Below are 25,100 nucleotides of genomic sequence, written 5' to 3'. Positions count from 1 at the left end.
AGCTGTCAGAGGGGGTCTCGCCATCACTGGCTCCCCAGCGTTGTTTTGACCCGACGAGGGGCGTAGCCAGCCGGTTATCTCCCGTGCGGCATTTCAGAAATTTAGATAGATAACGAGTTGATAACACCCCTGAACGAATGATGGGCGAGTCGGAGTAAGGGGAACTTTTCGGGCCTTGATCTTGAGTGACATGTACATCAAAGTTCTTCCACAGGTTGTGCGCTGAGTGACCAGCGATGCGCACGATGTATCGGGGGTGGGGGAACTGTGTTGACCTCTGTGTCTTCGCGTGCGCGCATTCTGATCATGGCGTTGGTGCTGTCCGTGGTTGCGGGCGGTGGCTGGCTGAGCCAGGTGGAAGGCGCCGTGTCCGACGGGGGTTTGGCGACCGTCGCGTACCAGGGGCCGCAGCCTGCCGCGCATCAGAAGCCGGTGTCGCTCGCGGAGCGGCGAGAGCAGACGCGGGGCCGGGCGAGGCCGACGAAATCTCACGGTCTGCCGGCCACGCGGAGCAAGCCGGTCACGGCCGAGCAGATCGCGTTGCTCAGGCAGAACCAGCGGCAGTTGCACGCTGTTGGGCCGAAGGCCGCTGGTGTGCCTTCCGGTTCAGGTGGCACGGCCAGTCAGGCTTCCTTCACGACCAGTGCGGCAGACACGGCTGCGGCTTCCTATTCGAGCGGTGCCCTGTATCAGGTGACGGCCGACCCGTTCGGCAGTACCGCAGCGCAGCAGGGCGGGTTCCTGATGTCGCTGGGCAACTACATCGGTGCGGCGGTGCCAGGTGAGCCGTTGCAGATGTCGGCTGCGATATGGCAGGCCGGGGGCACGGACACGGAGGTGCATCCGGTCAAGGTCCGTTGGAAGGTGGACTATTACGGCTGCCGTCTGAGCACCGACGACATGCAGTACGTCGACTTCGGGCAGACGGTGCAGGCGCCGACGCTGAACACCGACAAGGTGTTCCCGGTGGTGAACGCGTCGTTCACAGTGCCGACCACGCAGTGCACGCAGCAGGTCCCGTCTTTCACGGTCTCGGTCTGTACGACGGTGACGGACGATGCCACGGACACGGAGTCCTGTGGCTCGTACAACATGTTCTATATCGTTCCGGCTCTGCCGGACGGAGCCGAGTGTGCCGCGACCTGCGGGGGCGCGAGCGATTCGGCAGGTACGACCGTGATGCGTGCCGACCCGGTCAACACGGCGACGGGGGCGTTTACCGAAGCGTTCACGGACGCCCAGGTGCCGGCACCCGGGGTGCCGCTGACGGTCGGGCGGGTCTACTCCTCGGACAACGCCCTCACCGGTGCGCTGGGCAAGGGCTGGCAGTTGCCGTGGGAGACGCGGCTGCAGTTCGAGTCCGACGGTGACGCGGTGCTGGTGGGTGAGGGCGGTACCCGGCACACGTATGCCAAGAAGTCCGACGGGACGTTCACGGTTCCGGGGGAGTCCCGTTCCAAGCTGGTCGCCGACGGCAGCGGTTACAAGCTGACCACGGCCAACCGCTCGACGTACGGGTTCAACTCCTCGGGTCGGCTGACGGCGCTGAAGGACCGTACGGGCAAGGGCCTGACCCTGACGTACACGGGCAGTCAGCCCACGACGATCACGGATGCGGCTGGGCGCCCGGCCTCCCTGGCCTACACAGGAGACCGGCTGGACAAGCTGACGCTGGCCGACGGTCGGATGGTGGACTACACGTACACCGGTGACCGGCTGACCAGTATGAAGTCGCTGGACGACAGGACAGAGACCTACGGCTACGACACCTCCGGTCGCATCGACAAGGTCACCGATGCCGGCAACAAGGTCGTCACGGCGAACGTCTACGACGCTCAGGGCAGGGTGACGTCCCAGACGGATGGGCGGGACAAGACCACCGGCTTCGTGTACTCGAAGAACGGGCCCTTTGACCAGACCGATGTCACGGCCCCGGACGGGGGTGTGTGGACAGACATCTACTACAAGAACGTCCTGTTCACGCAGATCGATCCGCTGAACAACAAGGTCATTTACCGTTACGACAAGTTCTTCAACCGTACGAGCGTGGTCGACGCGGAGATCCGCAAGACCGACTCGACGTTCGACAGCACGGGCCGCATAACGTCGTGGTCGAACGCAGATGCCGACGCTTCGTGGACGTACGACAGCGCCGGCAATGTGGCCACGTCAACGGACGGCGAGTCCAACAGGACCGTCTACAGCTACAACGCGAACAACCAGCTCGCGACCGTCAAGGACCCGTTGAACAAGACAACGGTGTACGGCTACAACGCCACCACGGCGCTGTTGGAGACGGTCACCACCGCGCGCAACAAGATCACCCGCTATGGGTACGACGCGGACGGCAACTTGGCCTCGGTCACCACGCCCAAGGGCAACAAGACCACATACACGTATGACGCGTCGGGACGGGTGAAGACGGCCGTCGACCCGCGGGGCAACGTCAGCGGCGCCGACCCGGCGACGTACACGACGTCCTACACGTACGACGACGCTGACCGGGTCAAGACGGTCACCGACGCGCGCCGCAATGTCACGACCTACGACTATGACGAGGTCGGCAACCTCACCACGGTCACGGACGCCCTGAAGCGCGTCACTACCTACGGCTACGACGATGCGAACCGCCTGACTTCGATCACGGACCCGGTCCAGAAGCAGACCGTCCTGGAATACGACCCGGCGGGCCGCCTGAGCAAGGAGACCAACCGGCGGGGTGCGAGCACCACGTACCAGTACGACAAGGCGGGCAACCAGATAAAGGTGGTCAGCGCGCGCGGTAATGCGAGCGGCGCGGACGCCTCGAAGTACACCTGGACGATCGGCTACGACAAGGTCGGCAACCGCAAGACAGTCACCGATCCGCTGAGCAAGACGACGGCCTTCACCTGGGACGCCGACAACCGTCCGCTGTCGGTGACCGACCCGCTGAACCACACCCGCAAGGTCACCTACGACGACAACGGCAGCGTCACCCAGACCTCGGACGGGCTGGGCCACGGCAGCACGCTGGCCTATGACGACCTGGGCCGCCTTGCCTCGTCGAAGGACTGGTTCAACAACGCCACCACCTATGAGTACGACGACGACAGCCACCTGACCGCCGAGGTCTCCCCGGAGACCGAGCGCATCACCTACGGCTACGACGACGAAGGCAACCTCGCCACCGCGGTCGACCCCCGTGGCAACGTCTCCGGCGCGGACCCGGCGAAGTACACCTGGGCTTACGGCTACGACCCGGCGGGCCAGCCCACATCCGTCACCGACCCGCTCGGCCACCAGCGCGCGACCGCCTACGACGCCGTCGGCAACGTCTCCTCGGTCACCGACGCCCGCAACAAGCGGACGGCTTATGAGTACGACGAGCTGAACCGTCCCAAGAAGGTCACCGCCCCCGACACCGGTACCACCGGCTTCACCTACAACGCCGCGGGTCTCCTGGAGACCAGCACGGACGCCAACACCCACACCAGCACCTATGGCTACAACCCCGAGGGCCAGCTGGCGTCGGTCAAGAACCCGCTGAACAAGACCGTCGCCTACGAATACGACCTCGACGGCAACCGGACGAAATTCACCAACGCCCGCGCGCAGACCGTCACGACCACGGTCGATGCCCGCAACCTGACCTCGAAGATCGCGTACTCCGACGGCACGGCAGCGGAGACCTACACCTACGACGACGCAAGCCGTCTCACCGGTGTTACCGATGCCACCGGCAGCCGCATCCTGGCCTACGACAACGACGACAAGCTCCTGTCGATCACATCACCGGGCGCGTCCACTCCCTTCAGCTATGTCTGGAACGCGGACGACACCCTCAAGTCGCGTACGTACCCGGACGGCCGGGCCACCAGCTACGCGTACGACAAGGTCGGCCGGATCAAGAGCCAGACCACCAACAGCAAGGCCATCGGCTACGTCTACGACAAGGCCGGCAACCTCACCTCGGTCACGCTGCCCACCACCACGGCACGCACCGAGACCCGCGCCTACGACGAGGCCGGCCGCCTGGCCTCGATGACCACGCCGACCGGCACCAGCACCTACACGTACGACGACAACAACCGCCTGGTAGCCGACAAACTGGGCACCGGCTTCCCGGCCCGCTACGGCTACGACGACGCCGGCCGCATGACCCGGGCCTGCACCGACACCACGGCCACCTCCTGCCTGACCGGTACCACCGGCTCGACCTACACCTACGACAAGGTCGGCAACCTCAAGAGCGACGCCAAGTCCGGTGCTACCACGACCGCGTACGCCTATGACGCCGGCGACCAGCTGAGCACGACCACGGTCGGCACGACGGCCACCAGCTACACCTACGACGCCGACGGCAACCAGACCAAGGACGACGACGGCACCTACGTCTACGGCCCGGCCAACCGCCTCAAGTCCGCCACCATCGGAACCAACAGCTACGCGTTCCTCTACGACGCCGACGGCAACCGCACCACCACCAACACGAACAACGCGCTCGCCGGCACCGCCCGCTGGGACATCGTGGGCGACCTGCCCCAGCTCGCCACCGCCACCAACGCCACCGGCGCCCTGACAGGCGACTACCACTACGACCCCGACGGCACGGCCCGCTCCATGGACCGCACCACCGGCCCCTTCTACTTCACCCAGGACCGCCAGAACTCCACCAGCACCGTCTTTGACGCGGCAGGCGTCGACAACTACCGCTACACCTACGACGCCTGGGGCACCAAGACCGGCAAGGCCACCATCACGGGCGGCCAGCCCACCGTCTTCGGCTACACCGGTCAGTACAACGACCAGTACCTCCCCGACCGTCTCCAGTTGCGCGCCCGCTCCTACGACACCGCCCAGCACCGCTTCACCACCCAGGACCCGGTCCCAGCCAACGCGGACAACCCCAACCAGTCCCCCTACAACTACGCAGACAACGACCCCGCCAATCTCTCCGACCCCTCGGGCAACTGCCCGATGTGCATCGGCGCAGCACTCGGCGGCCTGGTCAGCGGAGGCGTCTACGCCTACCAGCACCAGGACGACTTCGACTGGGGCGACTTCGCTGCTGCCACCGCCACCGGCGCCGTCATCGGAGCAGGCGCAGGCTTCCTCGCCCCGGCCGGCATGGGCCTCGCCGGCACCCTCGGCCTCTCCGGAGGCCGCGCACTCGCTGTCGCAGCAGTCACCGACGCCGGCATCGGTATGGGCTACACCTGGGCCGTCAACACCGCCCTATGCCAGCCCACCACGCCGATGGACCTCCTCATCGGAGCTGTCACAGGCGGACTCGGTGCCTTCGTCAAGCCCGCCTGGGGCGCTCTCAGGGGCATGTTCGGCAAGTCGTCGGCGATCGCAACTCGGTCGCGTGTCGGGCCGGGTGCAGCGCATGCCAGCGACCCGGCCTTGCTGCCCAAGGGTGAAGCCAGTAATCCATTCCTCAACCGGGCGGACGCGGAGGCGGCAGCATTTGATGTGGCCGGGGTGCCGTACGGCACTGTTCCTGACGCTGCTTGGATTGTTACAGGTAACGTAAGATATGCACACGCACCTGGTTATACCTATTCGTCCAACCCTACTCACTGGGGTAATTTCCGACAGTTTGAAACGGCGCAAGGGTCCCGAGTGGTAGTTGAGCATACTTTCGATAAAGCCGGACCGCATTTTCATGCGGGAAAGCCGAAGTATGACTCATTGAGAAACTTCGTTAATTTTGGTTGGGGGAACCAGCGACCGCCAGGATCGATGAACCGCTACGACGCCGAGAAATATGCGAAAATGAACAAACCGGGGGGCGATCATCACTTCTTCTATGAGAATGGGTGGGGCACAGGGAACTGAGTCACAGACAGAGAGAGGGAATGATCGTGATTTCCCATTCGAGTGAGAATCGATCTATTCTGGCTTCTTGTGGTCTAGATCTATATGAAGATGAGGTCATCAAAGATGTACCAGAGACGCTTGCGGTCGTTCAAATTGTTTCGAGCACTCATGTTAGACCAGTTGTATCGATCTCAAAAGGCTTGCCGAATGCGATCGAGGAGCTGAGCAGGCGATGGCATCAGGAAGCCAAAGGGAATCGACTGGCATCTGAGCAAGGAAAATTCTTGCTTATGCCGGCCGGTGAGGGAGCTACCTCTAGAGGGTGGTTCTGCGTAAAGGATTCCTGCGGAGAAGACTTGCCTGCGCGGCTACTAAAAGCCAATGGATCGGTCGAGTTCATTGGGATGTCCTTGGACGGCGAACGCGTTTGTGCCGTAAGCGAGGAGGATGACGAGTACTGGATCGTTGTGGAGAATCTTGATTGAACACCTCTCGGTAAGTGCTGAGGTTGCCATACGGGCGGTTGCATAACTGATGCAATTTCGCTCACGAACTCACCTGATCTTGCGGTCAATCCCTATGGAGCGGCACCACTAGTGATGTGATCGCCATTTACGCGGACTGCGGCACCAGTGAGATTTTCGATGTCGCCAGGAATCGAGAAATTCTTGACGATCCGTACGGTGTATATCACTTCGCAAAACACCTTTACCATTTCGGGTATTGAAGCATTTCTTGAAATGGGAACGGGCGTCGTCCCATGATATGTTATTCTCGATCTGTCAATCTGTTCCTTGGGTGGGAGTGTGGAAATGAATAGATTTCGTGTGATGGTCACCATTGCTACCGCAATGGGAGCCGTGATGGCTCTGGCTGGTGGGGCTCAGGCGGATCCAGGGCGCCCGAACAATTACATCGCGGGTGATGTGGGAAGCGAGGGGTTTTGGGTTAAGTACTCCACTTACCGGACCATTCCGGCGTCTTGGCGCAACGTGGATATCTATTACGATAACAAGCCCGACAGTAAGATCCGGATATACCTTCGACACAGCCTGGACTACAGGCTCACGGATCCCGTTGAGCTCAGTTCAACGTCGAAGACATATCGCCTCGGTACTGGAATGGATGCGGGCACCGAATTCGCCATAACTGCTCAGGCAACCGAGTTTATGTGGAATAATGAGGATCATCACTGGGGTGGGCAGCTTTACTGGTAAAAAGTGAGAAGCTGGAATACTGTGTCCGGTTGAGGCGGATGCTGGGGGCGGGATCAGAAGAGATCCCGCCCCCAGTGCACATTTTAGGAGTGATTGTGAATATAGGTCACAGGCGTCGCATTGGGATGGTGGTCACCTCTGGGGCGATCATGGTCGCTATATCCAGCTGCTCCAGTGCGGATGGATTTACCGGATATGGTCCGGCGGCGGATGAGTACCGTGACGCTGCAGCGAAGCTTACTCTCCCTGGTGGTGTGAAGGGTTTTCCTGGATTGGCTAAGCCTGAGCAGGAGACGATCTATCAGCAGGGTTTTGGTTTGACGCAAGCGCAGTTCTATTGGAGATGCGCGTGGGAAAGGGAATGGCTGGATTCGCAAGGCTCAGATGGGAAACGCGCTAAATCGGCCTTGTTTGAGCTGCAAAAGGCGTCATCTATGGAATTTATGAGTGAGCAGCACTTGGATGACCTGGGGCGATCGAACTTCGACGCATACATGGATCAGGCGAAACTCGGTGACCCGAGTGGGTTCCAGCAGCATTTCCAGGCTAACTGTAAAGGGATGGATCGGCTGTAGAGGTGGCTATGTCATGTATCTAGATATCCTGTACCGTATTACGGTAGAAAGTGACCACCCGTATGCGTAAGAGAAGCATAGCTGCCTTGTTCTGCGGAGTTCTAGTTGTTGCAGGGGTATGGGCTGGAGGCTTCTTGCGGGTCGATTCTCAGGCTACCCCGGCAACTGATCGAGATATGGCAGGGCAGAGCGCTGGGATTGTCTCTGTTACTAAGGGCAGTATTCGAAGTGTGTTGTCATTTGATAGTGAATTGGTGAGCCGTCCCCGTTACGAGGTACTAGCGCCGGACAGTGGAATCTTCGAGTCGAAGACTAGCGTTGGTGAAATCGTTGAGCCCAGAGAAATCCTGGGAATCCTGCGGCGCGGTGTGAAAAGCATTGAAATCGTGGCGGAAACTCGTGCGCGCGTTGACAGTATTGCGGCTCAGAACGGGGAGGACGTTCCATCCGGCATCGCCTTGCTGGAGTTGGAGGCCCGAGGGTTCGCTTTGAAATCTGTAGTCGCTCCGAGCGACCGGTATCGCCTGACTTCCGTAAGCCCTAACAACACCGTGCGAGCATCCATAGACAAGGGACCCGGTCCCTTCGCATGCCCGTTGCTCGGTGGCCCCCAGCGGGGAGAGGGAGGAGAGCTCACCCTCCTGTGCGCTATCCCTAGCAAGCTTAGGGTTTTCGCTGGCCTTCAGGGCATCATGGCCGTCAGCCTGGAGCAGAAGGAGGAAGCCCTGCTACTGCCGATCTCTGCTGTAGCTGGAAGCGCCGACACTGGCCAGGTGAGTCTCATCGATGACTCTGGCAAGATCACGACACGGGACGTGATACTCGGCATAACCGACGGTCTCCGGATTGAAATCCGCTCGGGACTAGTTGCAGGCCAGAAAGTCAGTGGCCAAGCCCCCCTCCTCGGTTCGTCCAAGGGATGATGGTGACGAGCGACGTGGCTCCCCTGCTTGACCTGCGCAACGCGGTACGAGTTTTCCCCGGAGCCAACGGCAAGACCTTGGAAGTACTCCGGGACGTGTCCCTCAGTGTGTACGCAGGTACGAGTCACGCTGTCCTCGGCCGTTCAGGTTCTGGCAAGAGCACCCTGATGTCACTGCTCGGTCTGCTCGACATTCCGGATTCCGGTGCGTACACGATTGCGGGACAAGAGGTAACCGGACTGCGGGACCGCCAACTCGCGCATCTGCGAGGTGAATTCTTCGGCTTCGTCTATCAGCGTTTCCTGTTGCTACCCCACTTGACCGCATTGCAGAACGTCGAACTGGCCCTCGTCCATGGATCTCGGTGGGGTCGGCGTCGGCGCAAACAGGAAGCCATGGCTGCTCTGGAACGGGTCGGACTCCACGATCGCGCCAACCACCGCCCCGCTCAACTCTCCGGCGGCGAGCAGCAGCGTACGGCCATTGCCCGGGCGCTAGCCCGTACCCCTCGGGTCCTCCTCGCTGATGAGCCCACAGGCGCTCTCGATGAAACTACTGCGCAGGAAGTCATGTCGTGGCTGTTGTCGTTGTGCAGTGACGAGGACATTGCTCTCGTCGTGGTCACGCACGACCCACAAGTCGCGGTTCGAATGGACAACACCCATCATTTGCACGAGGGTCGGTGGAAGTGTTGATCCGTGCCATCCGTCGCGCACCGCTTTTCTTCTCCGCAATACAAAGCATGCGGAGCAGAGCAGGCCGCGCGTTGCTTTCCTGCCTGAGCTTGGTCCTCGGGGTTCTAGCCATCGTCATCGTGGAAGTAGCCTCGGCCACCGCCGAACAAGTCATCCTGCAGCCAGCAGAACTCCAGCACGGACGCGCAGGCACTTGGTCGATCTCGGCTGATGGGACCCCCCAGTCCCTGGAAGCCGCCCAGCAGGTCTACAGCCGATGGTCTGGCGACGCCGCACTACTTGTCACGGAACATGGGGCCACAGTGGAAGGCCCCGGTGATCAGCGGATACCCGTGACAGCGTTCGCCGGCTCGCTCCGATCTATTCGTCCGTTTCCTGTAATCAGTGGGGAGTGGCCCACCAACCGTGCCACACTCGTCCCCTCGATTGCGGTGAACCGTGCCGCAGCCCAACTCGGCGTCTTGACGCTTCGTCCTACGCCGGGGGTCGCGCCGATGGCAGTCACCATTGCCGCGGTGGTAGAGGACGGCCAAGAGACGCCGCAGGCCTGGCTGCCCTTGCAACAATTGCGTATCCGCGCTGGTGCAGATCCGGATGCAGCTCTCCAAATCATCGCACGTGACCCAGGGCATGATGAATCCATCGGATCTCGTCTCGACGAGGCCGCGTCACTGTGCGATCTGCGCATCAATGAGGGCGCGCAGCGCGTCGACATCGTCGAGACTCTTGCCAGCACACTCGACACCATGCGTGCCACTTTCCTCGGGGTGGGAGCGGTCACCTTGTTTGTGGGCGTCATCGGCATTCTGAACATCGGACTGGCCACCATCCATGAGCGGGCAGAGGAGTTCTCTCTGCGCCGCTCACTGGGAGCGACGAGACGCGACATAGCGCTTCTTGTACTGGCAGAGTCGATGATGATCGGGCTCTTGGGCGCTTTGGTTGCTTCAGGGGTGTGCTGGGGCCTGTACTCGACAGTGGCTCCTGCCGTTGCTAGTGGTGTGGGCACCGGATCGTTCCCTATCCAGGCCTGTCTCGTAGGTCTTGGAGTCGGGGCAGCCGCAGGTGCACTAGGCGGGGCGATGCCAGCCGTGCGGGCATCACGTCTGCCTATCGCCGTAGTCATGCGTGCCTGACTGAGCCCGGATCCACCGGCTCCGATGCCTGTGGACACATCTTCCGGAAACAAAGAAATGCCTTGTGACATGCGATGATGAGGCTTCTCTAGGACCACATCAGGCACGATCGCCATGGCACTTCCGAGATGCAGTCTTCCCATGCCGCGGCAGCGTTCTCATCCGCGTTCGACGACCCGAACCTGATCGCGTACGGCGGGCTGGAGCCGGTCGTGCGGCTGGCCGAGCAGTGCGGTCTGCCCGCGCTGGTTGGGGAGCAGCCGACGATCGTCAGGTCCGGCGCCGCGTCGTTCTCGACCGGGAAGGTGACCAGGACGTTGCCAAAGAGGCGTTCCCCCGCGGCTCCGGCTTCCCCCGACTTCCTCGAACGAGGGAGTCGGCGCCCGTCCCTGGATGGGCCGGTCAAGGATCATGGCGCGGCTTCTCCGGGGGCAGCCGGGCGTCGCGTGAGCGAATCGTGCAGGCCTCATGGGAGACCCGTGGTGAGGGTGGGGGGCGTGGCCGGAGTTGTCTGGCCTGCAGATGTCGGGTCGGCAACAGCTTCGCGCGTGCACAGCGGGGGCTGCGACCGGATCGCAGCGCTCAACGGGGAACCGTACGGCCGTAGTTGCACGTGAATAACGTTGTGCCCCGTGCCGTTCACGATTCAGAACGCGCCTTGAGGGGCTTATGTGCGGCTGATACGGTGCCATGGCTTGACACTCACTCCAGCGCTGGCTAGTTGGCCAGGTCGGGCGGTACGTCCGGCAAGGGGTGTATCGCGCACTTCGCGAGTGAAGTGTCCTATTTAGCACTTAAATTGGCAGAATTTTTCTTGGGTGTACGGGGAGCTGTTGCGTGAAGATCCAAGAGCGTACGGGTGCGGGCGGCGGCCGTTCCTCGGTGCCCGCTCCGCCGATGTCCGGCGAACGGCTCCCGTCGCCGCCTCGTGAGCGCAAACCAGCTCTCGCCGCTCTCGCGGTGCTGCTGATTCTCGTGGGTGCGCTGGGTGCGACCATGCTCGTGCTGCGGGCCGGGGACCGGATCGAGGTCGTCAAGGTGACCGCCCCCATCCCGGCCGGGGGGTCTGTCAGCAAGGAGAACACGGCGTCTGTCCTGGTCGCGGCCGACAAGAGCATCGACTACATCCGGTGGGAGCAGTTGACCAGCCTGATGAAGCTGAAGGCCGTCAGCGCGATCCCTGCGGGGGTCGTCCCCGTCGGGCAGATGTTCACCGGCGAGACCGGCCTCGGCGCCGGGCAGGCCATCGTCGGGCTCTCCCTCAAGGAGGGGCAGTACCCGAGCAACCTCGAGCAGGGTGACCTCGTCGCCGCCTACCGTGTCACCTCCAACGGCACCGGTACCGGCTCGAGTACGGGTTCCAGTGGCTCCTCCTCGTCCGGCGCCGGCACCAGTCTGATCGTGGACAAGGCGAAGGTCACCGACCTGAAGCGGTCCAAGGACAGCGAGGTAATAAGCAGCACCAACCTCCCCGTCACCCTCACCGTCGACGCCACCAAGGCCGCCGATCTCGCTCAGGCAGCCGCCGCCGGCCAAGTGGCCCTCGTGCTCATCCCCAGCAGCTGAAGGCGGCCCCAGAACCATGGCGCTCATCGTTCTTGCCGCCGACAAGGGCTCACCCGGCGTGACCACCGCGGCCGTCGCGCTCGCGGCGGTCTGGCCTCGGCGGGCTCTGCTTGCCGAGACCGACCCGGCCGGCGGTGATCTCGTCTACCGGAGTGCCGCCGCGCACGGCGGGATGCTCAACCCCAACACCGGCATGCTGTCCATTGCCGCGACCGCTCGGCGCGGGCTCGTTCCCGATCAACTCTGGGATCACGTGCAGCCGTTGAGCGGCGGGCTCGAAGTGCTCGTCGGACTCGGTATCGCCGAGCAGGCCGCCGGGCTCGCCGGGCTCTGGCCCACCCTCGGCAGCGCCTTCGCGCAGCTCGGTGACTCCCCGAACGCGCCCGCCGACGTCATCGCCGACTGCGGACGCATCAGCGGGGACACCCCTGTCGTCGAGCTGTTCCCGCATGCCGCGCTCGTGCTGCTCATCTCGCGTACCGAGCCGGAGGCCATCGCCCGCGTGCGCGACCGGGCCGCCGCTCTCTCGACCAAGCTGCACGGCGGTCCGCGCGGCGCCGCCAGTCTCGCCACACCCCTCATCGGGGTCGTCCTCATCGCCGACCCGAACAACTCGGGCAAGTTGGTCAACCAGGTCAACGACATGCTCGTACACGCGCAGACGGGTGCCCGGGTTGTCGGCACTCTCGCCGAAGACCCGTCCGGGGCCGAGCAGTTGGCCGGGCGTAAGCGCGGGCGGCTCGACAAGTCGATGCTCATCCGGTCGGCCCGCAAGGTGACTTCGGATCTGTATCAGCAGTACGGCGCCGCATGGTCCGTGCCCAGCCAGGTCCAGGTCCAGGGCCAGGGTCACCAGGTCCCGATGCCCGGTCAGCCTGGTCAGCAACACGGCCATGGCGGCGGTCAGTCCGGCTACGCCGGCGGTCAGCCCGGCCATGCCGGAGCCGGGCGATGACCGCTGTCGACCACTCGTTGGTCAAGCGGTTCCGGCAGGACGCCGGTGACCGGATCGCCGAGCAACGTCGACTCGACCAGGCATCCAACGTCACGCCGATGTCCGGCGAGGACGAGCGGCAGTACGCGCGTGCCGTCATAGCCCAGATCCTCGAGGACTACGCCCGGACCGAGATCAACGCCGGGCGTACGCCGCTGGATGCCGAGACCGAGGAGCAGTACGCGGCCGCCGTGCACGCCGCGCTCTTCGGGGTCGGCAGGCTGCAGCCGCTGCTCGACAACGTCGACGTCGAGAACATCGACATCAACGGGTACGACCAGGTCTTCGTCGGGTATTCCGATGGGCGGGAAGTGGCCGGGGATCCCGTTGCCGAGTCCGACGAGGAGCTCATCGAGCTGATCCAGGTGCTCGGCGCCTACTCCGGGCTCTCCTCCCGGCCATTCGACTCCGCCAATCCGCAGCTCGACCTGCGGCTGCCGGACGGGTCGCGTCTGTCGGCCGTCATGGACGTGACTCGGCGCCCGGCGCTCTCCATCCGTCGTGCGCGCATGGGCAAGGTCTTCATCTCCGACCTCGTCGGGAACGGCACCGTGACTCCGGAAGTCGCGCACTTCATGGCCTGTGCCGTGCGCGCCCGGAAGAACATCATGATCGCGGGCGCCACCAACGCCGGTAAGACGACGCTGCTTCGAGCCCTCGCCAACGAGATCCCGCCGCACGAGCGACTCATCACCGTCGAGCGTGCGCTGGAGCTGGGCCTCGACCAGTTTCCCGAACTCCACCCCAACGTCGTGGCGTTCGAGGAGCGACTGCCCAACTCCGAGGGCCAGGGCATGATTTCGATGGCCGAGCTGGTGCGACGCTCGCTGCGTATGAACCCTTCGCGCGTCATCGTCGGTGAGGTCCTCGGCGACGAGATCGTGACGATGCTCAACGCGATGTCGCAGGGCAACGACGGCTCGCTCTCCACGATCCACGCCAACAGCTCGCACGAGGTCTTCAACCGTATTTCCACGTACGCGCTCCAGGCATCGGAGCGGCTGCCCATCGAGGCCAGCCAGATGCTCGTCGCGGGCGCCGTTAACTTCGTCGTCTTCATCACGCGGCGCAACAACTTCCATACGGGCGGCCGGCTCCAGCGCATGGTGACCTCGGTCCGCGAGGTCAACGGCGTGGACGGCCGGGTGCTGTCCAGCGAGGTCTTCGCCGAGACCCCGGACGGCCGCATCGTGCCGCACGCGCCCATTTCCTGCCTCGACGATCTGGTCGCGCACGGGTACCGGTTGCCCGGCGGGAACTGGGGGTGACCATGACGACGTATAACAATGCCTATGACAACGCCCACGTGTACGGGGACATGTACTCGGCGGCGGCCGGTCCGCTCGGCTCCATGGGGGGACTGTTCTCCACCGAGGTCCTGTACTCGCTCGTGGCCGGCGTCACCGTCGGTGGCGGGCTCGCGCTGCTCCTGATCGCGATCCGCGGGCTGCCGGTCAAGCCGGAGCACGAGAAGCAGAAGGCCAGCGAGCGGGCGAACGAACTCATCCGGTTCGCGGGGCAGCGCGGTTCGCTCGCCGCCCTCGTCGGACTCGCAGTGCTGGTGCTCACCCGGTGGGCGGTGGCCGGTATCGCGGCCGGTGTCCTCGTCTTCTTCTGGGACCGTCTCTTCGGCGGCGCGGCGGAGGAACGGGCCGGTATGCGGCGCGTCGAGGCTCTCGCCTCCTGGACGGAGTCGCTGCGCGACACGATCGCCGGCGCTGTCGGCCTGGAGCAGGCGATCCCGGCGTCGGCGCGCGCGGCGGCCCCGGTACTACGTCCGCACCTGGACGCGATGGTCGACCGGCTCCGCTCCCGTACTCCGCTCCCCGAGGCGCTTCAGCAGCTCGCGGACGAGATCAACGACGCGTCCGCCGACATCATCGTCGCGGCGCTCATCCTCAACGCGCGGCTGCGCGGCCCGGGTCTTCGTCAAGTCCTGGGCGCGCTCGCCAAGTCGGCGCGCGAGGAGGTCGACATGCGGCAGCGGGTCATGGCGCAGCGGTCGTCAACTCGTCGGTCCGTACAGATCGTTGTCGTGGTGTCGGTGGGCTTCGTCCTCGGACTCGCCATCTTCAACCGGGAGTTCGTGGAGCCGTACGGCACGCCGATCGGACAGCTCGTACTCGCGTGCGTCTGCGGCCTGTTCGCGCTCGGCTTCTGGTGGCTGCGCAAGCTGTCCACCATCGAGACACCCGAACGCTTCCTGGTACGGGACCAGTCGTCCGTGCAGTTCGTACGGCCGCCCCGGGCGCCCGCACCAGGAACGCAGGGACCGGCACCGTACGGGGCTGCTGCTCCTGGCACCGAAGAGGGGGTACGTCGATGAACGACCTGACCATGCCCGTGCTGGTCGGCGCGACTCTGGGGCTCGGCATCTACGTCCTCGTACGGGCGTTGATGCCGTCGAAGCGGAGTGCGGTCTCGCAGGTCGCGCGCATCGACGCGATGCGGGCGCGGGGAGCGGCGTACGAGTCGGCTCAGCGCACCCAGGACGCAGGTCGGATCGGATCCTTCCGTGCCCAAGTGGGCATCCGGGTCTCGGACTTCTACTTCCAGCAGGGCTGGGAGCAGCGCTCGTTGCGGTCCGACCTTGCTGTCCTGGACCGGAGTTGGGAGAACTTCCTCGCGACGAAGGTGCTGCTGGGGGCGGCCGGTCTGTTCTTCGGCCCGTTCCTCTTCGTCATCGTGCTGACGCTGGGCCTCGGCAGGAGCCCGGCCATCCCGGTCTGGATGGCGCTGCTCTTCGCACTTGTCTTCTTCTTCCTTCCCGACCTCGAGGTCCGGCGGGACGCGGCCGACAAACGGCGTGACCTGCGACGCGTGATCGGGGCGTATCTCGACCTGGTGTCGATGAGCCTGGCCGGCGGCCGGGGGCTGCCCGAGGCGCTGATGGCGGCGGCGGAGGTGTCGGACGGCTGGGCGACCCAGCGCATCCGCAACGCTCTCGCGGACGCCCGTATCACCGGCACCAGCCAGTGGCAGGCGCTCGGTGCGCTGGGTGAGGAACTCGGCATCGAGGAACTCAAGGACCTCTCCGCCTCCCTCGCCCTGGTCGCGGACGACGGCGCCAAGGTGCGCGAGTCGCTCGCCTCCCGTGCGGAGACCATGCGGCACCGCGAGCTGGCCGAGATCGAGGGCAGCGCGGGCGAGAAGTCGCAGTCGATGCTCGTGGCGCAGCTGTTGCTGTGCGCCGGGTTCCTGGTGTTCCTGATCTATCCGGCGGCGATGCGCGTGTTCCAGGTCTGAGTTCGGCGTCCCGCGCCGACAACTACTTTCTTCAACTCCTGAGATTCCTGAGAGGACAACTCACCATGAACGGATTGAACGGGCGGAACTTCCACACCGGGATCCCGGCGATGGACTTCCTGGTCACTTTTCTGCAGGCCCGCGTGCAGCGCGCCCGCTCCGGCGAACTCGACCGCGGTGCGTCGGCGGTCGAGTGGGTCATCATCTCCGCGGTCGTCGTGGCGATCGTCGGCGTGGTCGCCGCGATCATCAACACCGCGCTGAGCGACGGTGCCAACAAGGTCGGTGACTGCATCAAGGGCGCCAAGGCGAGCGGCACCTGCTGATCGCGCGTACGAAAACGGGGTGTACGGGGTCGAGTTGACGGGGTTGTTGCTCGTGGGTGGTGCAGGCAGATGGGTACGCCGCAGGGTGGAGGCCGCACGGAAGTCGGCGTCCGCCTGCGGTGACTCCGGGATGTCGGGCGGCGGCAGGTCCGGCGCCGGCAGCTCGGGCGCCGGCCCAGCTGGCTCCCGTACGGCTGGCTCCCGTACGGCTGGCTCCCGTACGTCTGACTCCCGTACGTCTGACTCCCGTACGTCCGATTCCGGTATGACCGCAATCGAGTTCGTGCTGCTGACGCCCGTACTCTTCTTCATGATCTTCGCGACGGTGCAGTTCGCGCTGTACTTCTTCGCGGACCACGTGGCCCAGGCGGCGGCCCAGGCCGGCGCCCGCAAGGCCCGTGCCATGGCGAACGACCAGCCGGGTGTGTGGCGGGGCGAGGCGCAGGACGTGGTGGACAGCTACATCCAGCAGTTGGGTCCGAGCCTGGTCCTGTCGCCCAACGTGACGATGCTCCAGCCGGAGCAGAACACGGTCGGTGTGGAGATCACGGCACGCGTACCCACGGTGTTCCCCGGGTTCGATCTGACGGTGCACGCGCAGTCGGTCGGGCCGGTGGAGCGGTTTGTGCGGGACGGGGTGAACTGATGAAACCGCCTTCCCGCATGCGGAGTTACGGCGACCGCGGCCTTTCCACCATCGAGGTGGTGATCCTCGCCCCGGTGATGCTCATGTTCATCCTGGTGCTGGTGGCGTTCGGGCAACTGGTCGACGGGCGCGGGGCGCTGGACGGGGCCGCGCGGGACGCGGCTCGGGCCGGGTCGATCCAGAAGGATCACGCGACGGCGATGGCGGAGGCCAGGAAGGCGGCGGAGGCCGACCTCACGGACGTCTGCTCGGGCCCGGTCACCGTCACCCAGACCAGCGCCGGTTTCGAGCCCGACACCATCTTCTCCGTCGAGGTGAGCTGCGAGGTGCGAGGCCTGGCGATGCTCGGCCTGGACATCCCGACGACGCTGACGGCGACCTTCAGTTCACCGCTGGACCCGTTCCGGAGGACAGTGTGACGCTGAGAACGAGGGTGCCCTCTGCAGTACGTGAGTGGTCCGCGCGGCGGTGGGGCCGGCTGGACGACCGCCTGAAGAACCGCTTGGACGACCGCGGCTCGGGCGCCGGTGCCGTGATCATCTTCGCCCTTCTCTTCATCTCCCTCTCCGCCTTCGTGATCGACGGCGGCATGTCCATCTCGAAGCGGGAACGGGCGGCGGACATCGCGGAACAGGCGGCGCGCTATGCCGCCCAGGACATAGACCTCGACGCCCTCTACGGCAACGCGGCGGCCGGCGCCCCCATCAACTTCCAGAACTGCGACGCCCGTGTGAAGGCCTTCGCCCAGGAGATGGACATGTCCGCGGCGGACACGGCGGCCTCCCACTGCGTGGCGGCGAACGCCAACGAGGTGCAGGTCGAGGTCCAGTTGACGTACTCGCCGGTGTTCACGGGGCTGTTCTACGGCGGGGACGTGACGGTACGGGGTGAGGCGGTGGCGGAGAACGAGGTGGGGTGAGCGGCCAACGGCGCGGAGCCAGCGGGTCCGGGGCTCAGCTCACTTGTTGCCGCCGCTGCCGCTGTTGCCACCCCTGGTGTCCTTGGTCGTCATCTTCTCGTTGACCTGCTTGGCCAGTTCGTCGTCCAGCTTCTTGAACTCGCGTACGACGGCGTCCGACATGTCGGCGAGGGCGTCGAGCTGCTGGGTGATGTCCTCGCGGCCGTCCTCCCAGTTGGACTCGAAGTCCTCCAGCGCGTCGTTCACGCTGCCGTCGCCGATGTCGTCCTTGTAGGACTCGAAGAGCTTCTTGGTGTGGTTCAGCCGGCTCTTGACGGAGCGCAGTCGGCTGCCGTAGTCCTCCAGCTCGCTCAGCGGCAGTGTGAGGTCGGATTTGCCCTTGCCCATGTGTGAGTCCCCCAGGAGCGCCTCGTAGTCTGATCGGCGTCTGACCGACGTCTGATCGGCACCGTACAACGGATCGATGCCGATATGGGCGAACGAGTGCCCGAGTGAACGAGTGCTCGGGTGAACAAGCGAACGGGGTGGAGTGCGGACATGGCCCGCTACAGCGAAGCGCAGACGGTCGAGCGAGGCGGGTTCCGGATCAAGGTGCCCGAGTCGTGGTGGGAGTTCGACGTACGCCCAGAGTCACGGGACGACTCCATCCGGCGCATGGTCGACGAACGGGTGCGGCAGCGACCGGAGTTGGCCCCGTACCGCGACACGTACACCACCTTCCTGCGGAAGGCCGCGGCCGACGCGTGGAAGTCGGGCGCGCTGTACTGCGGCTGCATGGCGGAGAGCTTCGGCGGCGACACCCCGATCACCGGCTCGGTGACCGTCTCGATGGTCGGCGGCCGTACGCAGGACGGTACGCCGCTCTCGACCGACCCGGCGGCCATCGCGGCCCAGCTGGCGGTCAAGGAGGCCAAGCGGGAGGGCGACTCCTGGCGCAAGGTCACGACCGTCGACATTCCCGGCGTCGGCCCGGCGGCGCGTACGTACGGCATCGAGGACATCGCCGTACCGGACGACGAACTCGGCCGCACCGTCCGGGCCGTGCTGACGCAGACGTTCATCCCGGTGCCGGGTCAGGAGGGCAAGGTCGCTCTGGTGGCGGGCAGCAGCCAGGTGCTGGACCTGGCGGAGTCCTTCTTCGACATCTTCGACGCGATCACCTCGACGTTCCGGTTCGCGGAGTAGCCGCTTCACATCGAACGACCGTTCCTTGTAGGTTCACGTGTGCACACGGTTGTTGGTGGCGTGTATGTGACGTGTATGCGACGGGGGTTGCGGGATGGCGGGGTACCGGCCGGCGGACTGGCATGTGCTGGACCTGGACAAGGACCCGACGCCGGGGGATCCGGACCGCGTCCGCCAACTGGCCCGTACGCTGCATGACTTCGCGGACGATGTCGCGGATGCGCTGCGCCTGATCAAGGGGATGGCGTCGGAGAACGAGACGCTGGAGTGGGCGGGCAAGACCGCCGAGGTGTTCCAGGACGAGTTCTCGGACGTACCGAAGAACCTGAAGAAGCTGAAGAAGTCGTACGACCTGTGCGGTGACGCGCTCACTGACTACTGGCCGAAGCTGGAGCGTGCGCAGGCCCTCGCCGACAAGGCGCTGGCCAAGGGCAGGGAGGCGCAGGCGGACCTGTCCTCCGCCAAGTCCCGTCTCTCCTCTGCTGATTCGTGGGTGACGCGGGCGGCGAAGGAGTCGGACAAGTACAAGGACGATCCGACGGGCAGCAAGTCGGCGGAGAAGCCGGACGAGGCGAAGGTCCGGGCGGCCACGCGTGACGCCCAGCATGCCAAGTCGGCGCAGAGCAGCGCCCAGTCGGACGTCAGCGGTGCGCAGTCCGCTCTCGACGCGGCGAAGAAGATGGCCGAGGACGCGCGCAAGATGCGTGAGGACGCGGCGGGCGAGGCGAAGCGGAAGATCGACGAGGCCTCCGACGCCGGTATCCAGAACCGGAGTTGGTGGGAGGACGTCGGCGACTGGTTCGTCGACAACTGGGACACCATCGTCGCGGTCTGCAAGATCGTGGTCACGGTGGTCGGGGTTGTCGCGATGATCATCGGGGGGCCGATTCTCGGTGCGATCGTGCTGATCGCGGCCCTGGTCGTGCTCGCGGACACGCTCTACAAGTATTCCAAGGGACAGGCGTCCCTGTGGGATGTCGGTTTCGCCGCGCTGGACTGCATCCCGGGCATGAAGGGTCTGACGACGCTCGGCGGGCTCGCCAAGGGCCTGAAGGTCCTGGGCAAGGGCGGTCTCAAGGCCATGGCGAAGGGGCTCGGGAAGAAGGGCCTGCGCAGGGAGGCCGACAATGCCGTGGCCAAGAGCAAGCCCGCGAAGGGCCGTTGCAAGAACGGCGACCCCATCGACATGGTCTCCGGCGAGATGCTCATGGAGAAGACCGACGTCGAACTGCCGGGCCTGCTCCCGCTGGTCCTGCGACGGACGCACCTGTCGACGTACTTCTCGGGCCGCTGGTTCGGCCCCTCCTGGGCGTCCACGCTGGACGAACGCCTCGAACTCGACCACGAGGGCGCCCTGTTCGCCACCGAGGACGGCATGATCCTCGTCTATCCGGTGCCCGTGCCCGGCACCTCCGTCCTGCCGGTGGCAGGCCCGCGGTGGTCCCTGGACTGGGACGGCACCCCGGGCGCCCCCATCCGCATCACCGACCCGGACAGCGGCCACACCCGCCACTTCGCGCCGACAGGCCGCGCCGCGGCTCCCGACGAGGCGTTCATCATGCCGCTCGCCGCGGTGACCGACCGCAACGGCCATCGCATCGACTTCGACCGCGCCGCCGACGGCACCCCCGTGGCCGTACGCCACTCGGGCGGCTACCACATCGAAGTAGATGTAGAGGTAGATACCGATGCTGACGGGGGCGGTGATGGCGGCCGGGTGTCCGGACTGCGCCTGCGTGACCCCGAGGCCGGGCCGGACGACCCGGCCTCCACGACCCTGCTGCGCTACCGGTACGACGCCGACGGCAATCTGAGCGAGGTCCACAACTCGTCCGGACTGCCCTACCGCCTCGGCTACGACGACCGGGCCCGGGTCACCTCCTGGACCGACCGCAACGACTCCTGGTTCCGCTTCACCTACGACCACGAGGACCGTTGCGTGAGCGGTGAGGGCGCCGACTCCGCCCTCAACTGCGTCATCGGCTACGACCCCGACAACCGCGTCACCCGCTACACCGACTCCCTCGGCCACACCACCGAGTACCACCACGACGAGCGGCTCCATCTCACCCGCGTCGTCGACCCGTTGGGCTTCGCCGTGCACACCGAGTACGACGCCCGCGGCCACCTGCTCTCCCGCACCGACGAGTTGGACCGTACGACCCGCTTCACCCTCGACGGATTCGGCCAGCCGCTGCGCATGGACCGCCCGGACGGCACCAGCGTCCACGTCGAGTACGCGGACGACGTCCTGCCGGTCGCCATCACCGAGGCCGACGGGGCACGTTGGGAGGGCACGTACGACGACCGGGGCAACCTGCTCACCAGCACCGACCCCATGGGCGCGGTGAGTTCGTACGGCTACGACGAACGCGGCTGCCGGATCACCGAGACCGACGCGCTCGGCAACACCGTCCGGTACGACAATGACGGGGCCGGTCTTCCGGTACGCGTCGTCGATCCGCGCGGCAGCGTCGTCACCGTACGCAGGGACGCGTTCGGCCGCGTCGTCGAGATCCACGACGCGGTCGGCGGGACCGTACGCCAGGGCTGGAACACCGAGGGGCTGCTGCTGTGGCGGGAGCGCGCGGACGGCGGCCGGGAGACCTGGTCGTACGACGCGGAGGGAAACGTCACCGAGCACCGCGACGCGGCCGGCTCCACCACGGCATTCGAATACGGGGCGTTCGACCTGCCGAGTGCCAGAACGGACCCGGACGGCACCCGCTACAGCTTCACCCACGACACCGAGCTGCGGCTCACCTCGGTGACCAACCCGCGCGGCGACGACTGGAGTTACCGCTACGACGCCACGGGCGCCCTCGTCGGCGAGACGGACTTCGAGGGCCGCACGCTCAGCTATCTCTGCGACCCGACAGGCCGCCAGATCGAGCGGACCAACGGCACCGGTCAGACGGTACGGGTGACCCGCGATCTCGCGGGCCGCGCGGTGACCTCCCGCACGAACGACGGCACGGTCACCTCGCTCCGCTACGACCCTTCCGGACGCCTCCTGGAGGCCGCGAGCCCCCTCGGCAGCGTCTCGTACGCCTACGACGTGGCCGGCCGGATCGTCGCCGAGACCGTCGACGGCCGCACCGTCACCAGCACGTACGACCCCCTCGGCAGGCGGGTACGCCGGACCACGCCCTCCGGTGCCACCTCGCACTGGTCGTACGACACCGCGGGCCTGCCCACCTCACTGGTCACGGCGGGCGGCGAACTGACCTTCGCGTACGACGCGGCCGGCCGGGAAACCGCCCGGGGCCTGGGCGCCGCTGCCACGCTGACCCAGGCCTGGGACGCCGGACACCGACTCGTCGAACAGATCATCCGGTCGGGCACCACCCACCGAGGCGACCCCGGCGACGTTGACCCGGCTGTCCGGCAGTCCCGCTCGTACTCCTACCGCGCGGACGGATACCTGACCGGGGTCACGGACCTCCTGGCCGGCACCCGCATGTTCGACCTCGACCCCGTGGGCCGCGTCACCCGGGTCTCGGCCCGGACCTGGACCGAGACCTACGCCTACGACGACCTCGGCAACCTCACCGCGACCGGCCACCCGGCGCCCGGCGGACAGGACGCGCAGGGCCCGGCACACCACTCGGACACCAGGGTCACCTCGGCCGGCCGCAGCACGTACGAGCACGACGCCCAGGGGCGCGTGGTCCGCGTGATCCGGCGGACCCTGTCCGGCCTGCGCCGGATCTGGTCGTACGCCTGGGACGCCGAGGACCGGCTCACCGGCGCCGAGACACCTGACAGCGGCATGTGGCACTACCGCTACGACGTACTCGGCCGGCGGACCGCCAAGTCGCGTCTGAACGGCGACGGTTCGGTCGCCGAGGAGATCCTCTTCACCTGGGACGGCGCCACCCTCGCGGAGCAGCAGTCGCTCCGGGACGGCCTGACGGAGACCGACACCTGGGACTGGGAACCGGGCACCCACCGCGCGGCGGCCCAGGTCCGCAGCCGCTGGCGCACCGCCGCCCCGGACGAGATCACCCGGCAGTTCTACGCGATCGTCACCGACCTGGTCGGCACCCCCAGCGAACTCGTCGGCGACGACGGCACCATCGCCTGGCGCTCCGCCACCAGCCTGTGGGGCAGGCCCCTGTCCGGCGAGGCCGGCGGCGGCCTGTGCCCGCTGTCCTTCCCGGGCCAGTACCGCGACCCGGAAACAGGCCTCCACTACAACCTGTCCCGCTACTACGACCCGGACACGGCGAGCTACCTCTCACCCGACCCCCTCGGCCTGATCCCCTCCCCGAACCACCATGCGTACGTCGACAACCCGCTGCGGTGGAGCGACCCGCTGGGGCTGGAGGGGGACAGCACCGATCCGGTCCGTATCTACGATGACTCGGAGTACACGAAGCACGGTTCGGGCAGCAGTTCGTCGGCCAAGGGCGAGGTCAGCCGAGCGCCCGCCAACGGCCAGGCCGCGTTGGATCGGTCCATTCCGTTGGGCGATCCCAATAATCCGGCTTCTTTCCGGCGGATCGGTGTGGATCATGCCAATAACGAGATTGTGGTCCTGGACCGGCACAAGTACTTCACCGACAAGGACGGCAATATCATCAAGGAGATCTACCACGGCCATGTGCAGGGCGCTTACCCGTCGAAGAGTGTTACAGAAGGCGATCTGAATAAACTCAAGAAGGCGGGAATGATCAACAACACCAAGAAACAGCGTGTGCTCCCGCCGCCGTGCGACGGGTGACGGGCCGAAAGGAAGGTTGGCCATGGCATCCGGGTGGGACTGGAAAAGCGGCGAGGGATTGCTGGGACTCGACGACCCCGAGGAGTGGGACGCCGCGTTCGAGCGCGGCGAAGATCATCTCGGTACAGCGGTGATCGGGTTGGCGTTCCAGTGCTCACTGGAGGAGGCGTCGCCCCGGATTGCCAGAGCGATGCGGCTGCCGGACATCGGCCAGCGGGGGTTCGCGTTCACCGCGGCCGGTCACGCCGCTCGGCTCAATGGGGAGTTGACCCCGGAGCTGTACGCGGCCCTGCGCGCCGAGGGGCCTGGCGGCATCGCCGAGCACCCCATCAGAGACACGCTGGGGTTCGTACCGTTTCGGAAGCTGCCCCCGTGGTTCAAGCGGCGGTGGGTGCTTGTGACTGTGCGCAACAAGCTGGAGAGCTGGTGGCTGCGGTCCGGGGAAACGGTCGAAGAAGTTTGGCGGGCCCTGCGCCGTCGTCGCTGATGGAAGGAGAATCGGTCATGGGGTCCGAGTGGAACTCGGTCATGGGGTCCGAGTGGAACTGGGAGAGCGGCGAGGGTCTGCTGCGTCTCAACGACCCCGCCGAGTGGGACGCTGCCTTCGAGCGTGGCGCGGATGGCCTCGGTACGGCGGTGATCGGGTTGGCCTTCAACTGCTCGCTGGAGGAAGTGTCGCCGCGGATTGTCAGGGCGATGCACTTGCCGGACCGAGGGCAGCGGGGGTTCGCGTTCACTGCGGCTGGTGTCGCGGCGCGGCTCAACGGTGAGCTCACCCCCGAGTTGTACGCCGCGCTTCGGGCGGAGGGCCCTGGTCGCAAGAGCATCGCTGTGAACGCTATCGACGACACCCTTGACTACGTGCCGTTCCGGGATCTTCCGCCGTGGCTCAAGAGGTGGAAGGTCGCGTCAAAGGTGCAGGACAAGCTGAAGACCTGGCGGCTGGAGACGCAGTACATGGTCGAAGACGCCTGGCAGGCGCTGCGCGGCCGCCGGTCCTGAGGGAGCGTGAGATTGGGCGGTTGAGGTGGTCAGGGGTACCTGCTGCCCGAGTACTTCGCCGTACTTCGCCGGGGCGTGGTCACTCCGGAGGACGCCCGGCGACCGATCCGTTCTCGGCAGGCGTCCTGGGCGACTTGAT

21 protein-coding genes are annotated in these 25,100 nt (G+C 65.6%); 20 read left to right on the top strand and 1 reads right to left on the bottom strand.

Annotated elements, in window-relative coordinates:
• Window positions 1–693 precede the first annotated feature (693 nt).
• From OG241_RS22980 to OG241_RS22905, 16 genes are all read left to right on the top strand, one after another.
• On the top strand, window positions 694–5,823 hold the full coding sequence (locus tag OG241_RS22980; protein WP_405817402.1) for a DUF6531 domain-containing protein: 5,130 nt from the start codon (window positions 694–696) through the stop codon (window positions 5,821–5,823).
• A gap of 20 nt (window positions 5,824–5,843) precedes the next feature.
• A complete protein-coding gene (locus tag OG241_RS22975; RefSeq protein WP_405817400.1) occupies window positions 5,844–6,290 on the top strand; it encodes a hypothetical protein in 447 nt (148 codons plus the stop codon).
• 345 nt (window positions 6,291–6,635) lie between these two features.
• Window positions 6,636–7,022, top strand: a complete 387-nt coding sequence (locus OG241_RS22970) for a hypothetical protein (protein WP_405817398.1) — start codon at window positions 6,636–6,638, stop codon at window positions 7,020–7,022.
• A 125-nt stretch (window positions 7,023–7,147) separates the two neighbouring features.
• The gene (locus OG241_RS22965; protein ID WP_405817397.1) at window positions 7,148–7,597 is read left to right on the top strand and encodes a hypothetical protein; all 450 of its coding nucleotides are present in this window, start codon (window positions 7,148–7,150) and stop codon (window positions 7,595–7,597) included.
• A 254-nt stretch (window positions 7,598–7,851) separates the two neighbouring features.
• On the top strand, window positions 7,852–8,520 hold the full coding sequence (locus OG241_RS22960) for a hypothetical protein (RefSeq protein WP_405817395.1): 669 nt from the start codon (window positions 7,852–7,854) through the stop codon (window positions 8,518–8,520).
• Window positions 8,517–9,215: an ABC transporter ATP-binding protein gene (locus tag OG241_RS22955; RefSeq protein WP_405817393.1), complete on the top strand. Its 699-nt coding sequence runs from the start codon at window positions 8,517–8,519 to the stop codon at window positions 9,213–9,215. The genes OG241_RS22960 and OG241_RS22955 overlap by 4 nt, the downstream gene beginning before the upstream one ends.
• A 494-nt stretch (window positions 9,216–9,709) precedes the next feature.
• A complete protein-coding gene (locus tag OG241_RS22950; protein WP_405817391.1) occupies window positions 9,710–10,351 on the top strand; it encodes an ABC transporter permease in 642 nt (213 codons plus the stop codon).
• Window positions 10,352–11,188: 837 nt separating this feature from the next.
• Window positions 11,189–11,917, top strand: coding sequence for a hypothetical protein (locus tag OG241_RS22945; RefSeq protein ID WP_405817389.1), 729 nt, complete (start codon window positions 11,189–11,191; stop codon window positions 11,915–11,917).
• 16 nt (window positions 11,918–11,933) lie between these two features.
• Window positions 11,934–12,872 carry a hypothetical protein gene (locus OG241_RS22940; RefSeq protein WP_405817387.1) on the top strand — a complete coding sequence of 313 codons (939 nt, stop codon included), beginning with the start codon at window positions 11,934–11,936 and terminating at the stop codon, window positions 12,870–12,872.
• Window positions 12,869–14,179, top strand: coding sequence for a CpaF family protein (locus OG241_RS22935; RefSeq protein WP_405817385.1), 1,311 nt, complete (start codon window positions 12,869–12,871; stop codon window positions 14,177–14,179). Before OG241_RS22940 ends, OG241_RS22935 begins: the two co-directional genes overlap by 4 nt.
• A gap of 83 nt (window positions 14,180–14,262) precedes the next feature.
• Window positions 14,263–15,237, top strand: a complete 975-nt coding sequence (locus OG241_RS22930) for a type II secretion system F family protein (protein WP_405826380.1) — start codon at window positions 14,263–14,265, stop codon at window positions 15,235–15,237.
• On the top strand, window positions 15,234–16,157 hold the full coding sequence (locus tag OG241_RS22925) for a type II secretion system F family protein (RefSeq protein WP_405817383.1): 924 nt from the start codon (window positions 15,234–15,236) through the stop codon (window positions 16,155–16,157). Before OG241_RS22930 ends, OG241_RS22925 begins: the two co-directional genes overlap by 4 nt.
• Window positions 16,158–16,231: 74 nt before the next feature.
• Window positions 16,232–16,483, top strand: a complete 252-nt coding sequence (locus OG241_RS22920) for a hypothetical protein (protein ID WP_405826378.1) — start codon at window positions 16,232–16,234, stop codon at window positions 16,481–16,483.
• Window positions 16,484–16,748: 265 nt separating this feature from the next.
• Window positions 16,749–17,129, top strand: a complete 381-nt coding sequence (locus tag OG241_RS22915) for a TadE family protein (protein ID WP_405817381.1) — start codon at window positions 16,749–16,751, stop codon at window positions 17,127–17,129.
• Window positions 17,129–17,548 (top strand): TadE/TadG family type IV pilus assembly protein, encoded by a 420-nt coding sequence (locus OG241_RS22910; RefSeq protein ID WP_405817379.1) that lies wholly within the window; start codon window positions 17,129–17,131, stop codon window positions 17,546–17,548. The genes OG241_RS22915 and OG241_RS22910 overlap by 1 nt, the downstream gene beginning before the upstream one ends.
• A gap of 14 nt (window positions 17,549–17,562) precedes the next feature.
• On the top strand, window positions 17,563–18,048 hold the full coding sequence (locus tag OG241_RS22905) for a pilus assembly protein TadG-related protein (protein WP_405817377.1): 486 nt from the start codon (window positions 17,563–17,565) through the stop codon (window positions 18,046–18,048).
• A gap of 39 nt (window positions 18,049–18,087) precedes the next feature.
• On the opposite strand, the gene OG241_RS22900 is transcribed toward OG241_RS22905, so the two are convergent.
• Window positions 18,088–18,435 (bottom strand): hypothetical protein, encoded by a 348-nt coding sequence (locus OG241_RS22900; protein WP_405817375.1) that lies wholly within the window; start codon window positions 18,433–18,435, stop codon window positions 18,088–18,090.
• Between the two features lie 150 nt (window positions 18,436–18,585).
• On the opposite strand from OG241_RS22900, the gene OG241_RS22895 reads away from it, so the two are divergent.
• The 4 genes from OG241_RS22895 (at window position 18,586) to OG241_RS22880 (ending at window position 24,961) form a co-directional block, all read left to right on the top strand.
• Complete coding sequence (locus tag OG241_RS22895) at window positions 18,586–19,233, top strand: hypothetical protein (RefSeq protein ID WP_405817374.1); 648 nt, start codon at window positions 18,586–18,588, stop codon at window positions 19,231–19,233.
• Between the two features lie 94 nt (window positions 19,234–19,327).
• Window positions 19,328–23,959, top strand: coding sequence for a DUF6531 domain-containing protein (locus OG241_RS22890; protein ID WP_405817372.1), 4,632 nt, complete (start codon window positions 19,328–19,330; stop codon window positions 23,957–23,959).
• Between the two features lie 22 nt (window positions 23,960–23,981).
• Window positions 23,982–24,446 carry a hypothetical protein gene (locus tag OG241_RS22885; RefSeq protein WP_405817370.1) on the top strand — a complete coding sequence of 155 codons (465 nt, stop codon included), beginning with the start codon at window positions 23,982–23,984 and terminating at the stop codon, window positions 24,444–24,446.
• Window positions 24,447–24,463: 17 nt separating this feature from the next.
• Window positions 24,464–24,961, top strand: coding sequence for a hypothetical protein (locus OG241_RS22880; protein WP_405817368.1), 498 nt, complete (start codon window positions 24,464–24,466; stop codon window positions 24,959–24,961).
• The last annotated feature ends 139 nt before the right edge of the window (window positions 24,962–25,100 follow it).

The organism is Streptomyces sp. NBC_01390 (assembly GCF_045040105.1).
Taxonomy (GTDB): Bacteria; Actinomycetota; Actinomycetes; order Streptomycetales; family Streptomycetaceae; genus Streptomyces.
The sequence above is the reverse complement of the archived record's forward strand: the minus strand, read 5'-3'. Positions and strand labels throughout refer to the sequence as shown.

Excerpts from the sequence above, each read along its gene's own strand:
- OG241_RS22935 (WP_405817385.1), top strand. The coding sequence starts at position 12,869 with ATGACCGCTGTCGACCACTCGTTGGTCAAGCGGTTCCGGCAGGACGCC.
- OG241_RS22900 (WP_405817375.1), bottom strand. The coding sequence starts at position 18,435 with ATGGGCAAGGGCAAATCCGACCTCACACTGCCGCTGAGCGAGCTGGAG.
- OG241_RS22910 (WP_405817379.1), top strand. The coding sequence starts at position 17,129 with ATGAAACCGCCTTCCCGCATGCGGAGTTACGGCGACCGCGGCCTTTCC.
- OG241_RS22925 (WP_405817383.1), top strand. The coding sequence starts at position 15,234 with ATGAACGACCTGACCATGCCCGTGCTGGTCGGCGCGACTCTGGGGCTC.
- OG241_RS22915 (WP_405817381.1), top strand. The coding sequence starts at position 16,749 with ATGACCGCAATCGAGTTCGTGCTGCTGACGCCCGTACTCTTCTTCATG.
- OG241_RS22975 (WP_405817400.1), top strand. The coding sequence starts at position 5,844 with ATGATCGTGATTTCCCATTCGAGTGAGAATCGATCTATTCTGGCTTCT.
- OG241_RS22895 (WP_405817374.1), top strand. The coding sequence starts at position 18,586 with ATGGCCCGCTACAGCGAAGCGCAGACGGTCGAGCGAGGCGGGTTCCGG.
- OG241_RS22955 (WP_405817393.1), top strand. The coding sequence starts at position 8,517 with ATGATGGTGACGAGCGACGTGGCTCCCCTGCTTGACCTGCGCAACGCG.
- OG241_RS22880 (WP_405817368.1), top strand. The coding sequence starts at position 24,464 with ATGGGGTCCGAGTGGAACTCGGTCATGGGGTCCGAGTGGAACTGGGAG.
- OG241_RS22940 (WP_405817387.1), top strand. The coding sequence starts at position 11,934 with ATGGCGCTCATCGTTCTTGCCGCCGACAAGGGCTCACCCGGCGTGACC.
- OG241_RS22950 (WP_405817391.1), top strand. The coding sequence starts at position 9,710 with ATGGCAGTCACCATTGCCGCGGTGGTAGAGGACGGCCAAGAGACGCCG.
- OG241_RS22930 (WP_405826380.1), top strand. The coding sequence starts at position 14,263 with ATGGGGGGACTGTTCTCCACCGAGGTCCTGTACTCGCTCGTGGCCGGC.
- OG241_RS22965 (WP_405817397.1), top strand. The coding sequence starts at position 7,148 with ATGGTGGTCACCTCTGGGGCGATCATGGTCGCTATATCCAGCTGCTCC.
- OG241_RS22970 (WP_405817398.1), top strand. The coding sequence starts at position 6,636 with ATGGTCACCATTGCTACCGCAATGGGAGCCGTGATGGCTCTGGCTGGT.
- OG241_RS22890 (WP_405817372.1), top strand. The coding sequence starts at position 19,328 with ATGGCGGGGTACCGGCCGGCGGACTGGCATGTGCTGGACCTGGACAAG.
- OG241_RS22885 (WP_405817370.1), top strand. The coding sequence starts at position 23,982 with ATGGCATCCGGGTGGGACTGGAAAAGCGGCGAGGGATTGCTGGGACTC.